Source organism: Coprococcus intestinihominis, assembly GCF_040096555.1.
GTDB classification, from domain to species: Bacteria; Bacillota; Clostridia; order Lachnospirales; family Lachnospiraceae; genus Coprococcus_A; species Coprococcus_A intestinihominis.
In genome coordinates this window covers 1-5,971 of the sequence record NZ_JBBMEK010000210.1, presented here as the reverse complement: position 1 = coordinate 5,971, position 5,971 = coordinate 1, and the positions used below count along the sequence as shown (strand labels likewise).

The 5,971-nt window shown below is 46.0% G+C and carries 4 protein-coding genes; all 4 read right to left on the bottom strand.

Annotated elements, in window-relative coordinates:
- A partial coding sequence (locus WMO25_RS13740) for an MBL fold metallo-hydrolase (RefSeq protein ID WP_349085769.1) occupies positions 1 to 583 on the bottom strand: 583 nt, incomplete at its 3' end.
- A gap of 18 nt (positions 584 to 601) precedes the next feature.
- Positions 602 to 2,914, bottom strand: a complete 2,313-nt coding sequence (locus WMO25_RS13735) for a RelA/SpoT family protein (protein WP_435384315.1) — start codon at positions 2,912 to 2,914, stop codon at positions 602 to 604.
- Between the two features lie 22 nt (positions 2,915 to 2,936).
- A complete protein-coding gene (locus WMO25_RS13730; protein WP_015514689.1) occupies positions 2,937 to 3,461 on the bottom strand; it encodes an adenine phosphoribosyltransferase in 525 nt (174 codons plus the stop codon).
- A 104-nt stretch (positions 3,462 to 3,565) separates the two neighbouring features.
- Positions 3,566 to 5,659, bottom strand: a complete 2,094-nt coding sequence (recJ, locus tag WMO25_RS13725) for a single-stranded-DNA-specific exonuclease RecJ (RefSeq protein ID WP_349085768.1) — start codon at positions 5,657 to 5,659, stop codon at positions 3,566 to 3,568.
- Between the last annotated feature and the right edge of the window lie 312 nt (positions 5,660 to 5,971).

Genomic DNA, 5,971 nt, shown 5'->3' with positions numbered 1-5,971 from the left:
TGTCATGTCCCGGATATACCTGCACATCATCCGGCAGTACAAACAACTGCTCTTTCACAGAGCGAACAAGCTGTGACATACTTCCTGTCGGAAAATCTGTACGCCCGATGGAACAATGGAACAGCGTATCTCCGCTCATCAAAACCTTCTCTTCTGGGAAATAATAGCAGGCACCGCCCTTTGTATGGCCCGGTGTATACAGAACGATCACATCCAGCCCTGCCAGCTTCAGATGCTCTCCGTCCTTCACATAGACATCGGCCTGTGTTGTATAAATCTGTCCGATCGAACCGCTGAGATTCAAGGAGGACTGTTTCAGAACATCCTCTTCTTCTTCATGGGCATAAACCGGAACATTGTATCTCTTCTTCAAATCATTTAATGCCATAATATGATCAAAATGACCATGGGTTAAAAGAATTGCTTTCAGTGTACAGCCGTTTTCCTCGATCACATTGCTGATTCTCAATGCATTATCCGCAGGATCGACAAGGAGTGCCTCTTTGTTCTCTTTGTTGATAATGAGGTGGCAATTCGTCGCAACCATACCGAGTGTCATTGATTTAATCTCTATCTGACCCATTTCTCTGCTCCTTATTCATTAGCCAGTTGTTCTGGTGATATCATAAACGCAGTCCAGACTGCGCAGTTTGTCTATAATCTTATTTAAAGCATACTTGCCGCCAATATCAAAGCTGATATTGATGGTCGCTGTATTATTCTTGCCTGAACGGCTGGACATGGCTGTCACATTGATATCCCTCTCTGAAAATACCTGTGCGATCTGAATCAGCACACCGACGCCGTCATGAACATAAACATTGAGTTCTGCCTTATACAGGCCGCCCTGGCCGTCAGCCGTGCTGTCCTGCCATTCTGCATCAATCAGGCGCTGTCTTTCTATCTCGGATAAATGCAGCATATTGACGCAGTCTGTACGATGAATGGACACACCTCTGCCTCTGGTAATAAAGCCAACGATCTCATCACCCGGTACAGGATTGCAGCATTTTGAGAAACGGACAGCCACATCATCGATGCCTTTGACAATAATGCCGCTCTTGCTGCCTTTCTTATGCGGCTGTACGGCTGCAGACGGTTTCTGCTTCATCTCAGTCATCTGTGTCAGAAGCTGCTTATCTGTCATCTCTTTTCGCTGCTTCTTCTGGTATTCCTCAAGCAGCTTGTTGATAACCTGGCCTTCCTTCAAACCGCCATGACCCACAGCAGCATTGACTGCATCCCAGTCCTTGAAACCATACTTGCGGATAACTTTCTCCATAAATTCCGGTTTCAGCAGATTACTGAGAATGATCTCTTTCGCTTTGCAGTAACGATTCAGCATATCCTTACCGCGGATAATATTCTCTTCCTTGAATTCCGTCTTGAACCACTGATTAATCTTATTCTTGGCCTGCGTACTCTTGACAATATTTAGCCAATCACGGCTTGGTCCCTTGGAATTGGCTGATGTCAGGACCTCAACACGGTCGCCGTTCTTGATCACATAATCAATATTGACCAGCTTGCCGTTGACTCTTGCCCCCACCATCTTATTGCCGACCGCTGAATGAATACTGTAAGCGAAATCAATCGGTGTGGAACCTGTCGGCAGATTCTTGACATCACCTGCCGGTGTAAAACAATAAACACTGTCTGCAAACAGATTCAAGTCGTTCTTCAAAAGGCTCATGAATTCCTTATTGTCCGACATATCTGTCTGCCATTCCAGAATCTGACGCAGCCATGTCAGCTTGGCTTCCTCACTGTCCTCTACATTCTTGGCATTCGGATCTTCCTTGTACTTCCAATGGGCTGCTATACCGTATTCAGCCGTTCTGTGCATGTCAAATGTACGGATCTGGATCTCAAAAGGCTGTCCGTTCGGACCGATCAGTGTTGTATGCAGGGACTGATACATATTCTGCTTCGGCATTGCAATATAATCTTTAAAACGACCCGGAATCGGCTTGTACATCTCATGAATAATACCAAGGGCCGCATAACAGTCCTTCACTGTATCCACAATAATACGCACCGCAAACAGATCATAGATCTCATCCAATGTCTTGTCCTGATTGACCATCTTCTTGTAAATGCTAAAGAAATGCTTAACCCGACCATTCACCTGTGCCTTGATACCGCTCTGTGCCATATGCTGACTGACTTCTTCCACAATGGCATCTACAAAAGCCTGACGCTCACTGCGCTTCAGATTGATCTGTCTGGCCAGATCATAATACACTTCCGGTTCCAGGTATCTCAATGACAGATCATCCAGCTCAATCTTGATCTTGGAAATACCAAGTCTCTGGGCGATCGGTGCATAAATATCCATGGTCTCTCTGGCCTTTTCCTTCTGCTTGGCCGGTGTCATATACTTCAGTGTACGCATATTGTGCAGACGGTCTGCCAGCTTGATCAGGATAACTCGAATATCCTTCGCCATAGCCAGAAACATCTTACGAAGATTCTCTGCCTGAATCTCCACCTTATCCTTGGAATAGGATAACTGTCCCAGCTTTGTTACACCGGATACGATCAGTGCGATCTCCGCGCTGAATCCTCTCGTGATATCCTCCTCCGTCATGATCGTGTCCTCAACCACATCATGAAGAAGTCCGCCGACAATGGTCTCCTTATCCAGCTCAAGATCCGCCAGGATCAGGGCTACACAGAGCGGATGAATAATATAAGGTTCTCCGGACTTACGCAGCTGCCCCTTATGCGCATTATTGGCAATATTATATGCCTTCTCGATCATACTGATATCATCTGAAGGATGATATTCCTTCACTTTATTGATCAGGCGCTGATACAGCACCTCCGGTGATTCGAAATCCTGTGTATGAATGAGCTCCTGCTCCTCAAATGGCTCTTCAGTGCCCATTACTTCTTTTTTATCGTCCTTCATATTGCGTCATCCTCTTCTGTCATTATTTACCTTCGTAGATAATCGCTGAATCAATATCATAGCCGCTCAGTCTCTCGCGGCCCTTCAGTCCTGCCAGCTCCATGAGGAAAACAATCTTGACGACTTCTCCGCCAAGTTCTTCCACCATCTTGATAATGGCTTCTGTTGTGCCGCCTGTGGCAATTAAGTCATCGATAATAACAACCTTCTGTCCAGGCTGAATTGCGTCTTTATGTATCTCAATAGTCGCAGTGCCGTACTCAAGATCATATGTCTGGCTGATCGTTGCTCTCGGCAGCTTGCCTTTCTTTCTGACCGGCACAAAAGCCTTATGCATATTGTAGGCAATGGGTACACCAAAAATAAAGCCTCGGGATTCCGGACCGAGAACAACATCGAAATCAACACCTTCCAACTTCTCCTGCATCTGGTCGATGGCCAAGTGAAGTCCCTCCGCATCCTGCAAAACACTGGTAACATCTCTGAAAATGATTCCCTTCTCCGGGAAATCAGGAATACTCTTGACATATTCTTCTAATTTTTTCATAAGACTCACTGCTCCTTCTATATGAATATTTGTCTTCTCAAATTCATCGCAGCTGCCGAACCTTGGGCAGTCACGTATAAATTTAATTATAACAATAAATGATTCTATTGAAAAGCCCCGAAATCGACAAAATACGTCCTGTACCACATTGAATCCATCAATTTAGCTGTTTTTCCCGGGATCATTTCATAATGAAGATACGGTCCTGCCGTTTCAACCCGCATAAGTCCCAGTTCTTCAAAGACATACAGTGTCTGCATCAGCATAAATATATGTTCCTCCGCTGAATGTATGCTGTCAAATGGGATATCTTCCATCATAAAACTGCCTTCGGTCTCATTCCCCTGTTTCTTCATCTGCATCCGAAGGAAACGAAAAACCCGACTGCACACTGACTTATCCAGCTTGTCCCTGGCATCACAATACAGCCTGTAATCATCCGTCACATGTCTTAATGCAAAAATATGCTGAAGTTTTTCCAGGTTGTCATCCTGAGCAATCCTGACATCCTTCAAAATCATCTGAGGATACTGTCTGTCCATATAATAATTTATATCCAGATTTCCGGCAATTGATACCTCCATGCCGGCTGTATAGTAATCCGCCATGATGCTTCGGCGAAATCCCACTGTATTCAGACTGCGTCTCCGGTCCATCACCGTCATTCTCAGTGTCGCCCGGTCTGCACCGATTTTTCTGACTTCACTCAGCTGTCCGGAAATTTCCGCCAGAGGCTCCGGCATATCCTGACCAAAGGGTTCCATTCTCTGGATCAATTCAATCAGTTCTATGGTTACTTCTGACGGCTGAAGCTTTAATTCCGGCCGCTGGACAGGTGTCAGCATCTGGCTGTCCATATGCATTTTTGCATATTCATTCAGTCGTCTGGACAATTCCGGTACATTTTCTGCCTTCAATGACATTCCTGCTGCTGCTGCATGCCCTCCGAATTTAATCATCAGATCACTGCACGTACAAAGGGCTTCAAAAAGATTGAATCCGTCTATACTTCTGGCAGAACCTGTTGCCACGCCATTTTCTATAGACAGCAAAATATTCGGCCGATAAAACATATCTTTAATCCGGGATGAAACAATACCAATGACCCCATGATGCCATCCTTCGCCGGCTACCACCATCACCCGGCTGTTTCTGATTGCATCAGATGCCTCGATCCGGTCTGTCACCTGTTTTAAAATCATCTGCTCCGTTTCCTTGCGATGACTGTTCTCCACCTCCAGCTCAGCTGCAATTGCTGCTGCCTCCTCTTCATCTCTCGTCGTAAACAGACGAACGCCTCTTTTGGCATCCCCCATACGCCCACCGGCATTCAGCCTTGGTGCAAGCCCGAAACCGATAAATCCACTGGTTATCTTACGCTTAAAGTCATATCCGGCACTTTCCAGCAATTTGCCAAGTCCCATATTGGCAGGGTGTTTCATCCGCTTAAATCCTTCACTGACAATGATCCGGTTTTCATCATACAATGGTACAATATCTGCCACTGTGCCGACAGCCGCAAGCTCCAGGTATTCTGTAATATCCGTCTGATCATTTCTGTAAGCTTTCAGCCCCTGTACCAGTTTATAGGCCACACCGCATCCCGCCAGATAAAGGAAGGGATAGCTTTCTCCCGGCTGTTTTGCATCCACAACAGCCACAGCCTCCGGCAGCTTCTCCTGGCATTCATGATGATCCGTAATAACCACATCCATCGCCAATGATTTTGCCAACTGACACTCTTTGACAGCAGAAATCCCGGTATCCACTGTCACCATCAGCTTTGTCCCCGTCTCTGCCAGCATGCGCACAGCATTTTCATTCAGCCCATATCCCTCAGTCATGCGGTCCGGCAAATAATAATTCACGTCTGCACCGGCTTTACTCAGATATAAATATAAAATACTGGTGGCTGTAATACCATCCACATCATAATCTCCATAAATTGTTATCTTCTCATGGGCATCCATGGCCTGACTGATCCGGCAGACTGCTGCCTCCATTCCCTTCATCAGGAATGGATCGTACATATTCTTTTCTGAAGGATAAAGGAACCGCTGTGCCTCTTCTTTATTATGCACACCTCTTGCCGCCAGTAACCCTGCAAACACCTCCGGATACCCGGTCTCTGCTGCCAGCTGCTTCACACCGGCACTTTCCTGCTTTACAAACTCCCATCTGTAACTTTCCGGAACCAAAAAAACGCCTCCTTCGTCCGGCAATTGCTCTGTTATTTTTAGAGAGCGCAGCAATCAGCAGATACACAGCAGGCACACTTGCGTTGCCCGGCGCTAGCAACGGTACATAAGGTGATCAAAAGCACCACCTAAGTACCGGCTGCGCCGGAAGCACCTGCTGGGTATCTGCTGATTGCTGCGCTCATCCAAGTAAATGTCCAATTGCCTGGTCTTCAAATTAATACTCAATAATCTCTCAATCGCCAGTTTCCTCAAGCACCAAAATAAATATATTATATTAAGGCACCTTATTCCAAACTGTCTTTGTGAAAG

Bases quoted from the DNA above. Each gene is read 5' to 3' on its own strand.
- WMO25_RS13735 (WP_435384315.1), bottom strand. From the start codon at position 2,914: ATGAAGGACGATAAAAAAGAAGTAATGGGCACTGAAGAGCCATTTGAG.
- WMO25_RS13730 (WP_015514689.1), bottom strand. From the start codon at position 3,461: ATGAAAAAATTAGAAGAATATGTCAAGAGTATTCCTGATTTCCCGGAG.